The organism is Corallococcus sicarius (assembly GCF_003611735.1).
GTDB lineage: Bacteria > Myxococcota > Myxococcia > Myxococcales > Myxococcaceae > Corallococcus > Corallococcus sicarius.
The window spans coordinates 1-464 of the sequence record NZ_RAWG01000729.1; the positions used below are offsets into that span (position 1 = coordinate 1).

The 464-nt window shown below is 64.9% G+C and carries 1 protein-coding gene; it reads left to right on the top strand.

Annotated elements, in window-relative coordinates; genetic code table 11:
- Positions 1-464: YqaJ viral recombinase family protein (locus tag D7X12_RS45730; RefSeq protein WP_208719651.1), on the top strand; the 464-nt coding region annotated here is incomplete at both ends.

Sequence of the window (464 nt, forward strand, 5' to 3'; positions counted from 1 at the left end):
CCAGTGAAGCGGCGGCCATGCTGGGCATTTCACCGCTCGTCACGCGCACCGAACTGCTGCACATGAAGGCAACGGCGACCGCGCAGGAATTCAGCGAGTGGGTGCAGAAGCACATCCTCGACTACGGCCATGAGGTGGAAGCGCTGGCGCGCCCGCTGGTCGAAGAGCTGATCGGCGAAGACCTGTACCCGGTCACGTGTTCAGACGGCCTGCTGTCGGCTTCGTGCGATGGCCTGACCATGGCGGAAGACGTCGCCTTCGAGCACAAGCAGTGGAACCAGGCGCTGGCCGATGCGATCGCCGCCGGCCACCTGCCGGACGAATACATGCCGCAGCCGCAGCAGATCATGATGGTGACCGGCTGCAGCAGCGTGGTGTTCGTCTGCTCGGACGGTACCCGCGATAATTTCGTGTACCTGGTCGTGACGCCGGACCCGGTCTGGCAAGAGCGCATTCGCGCCGGC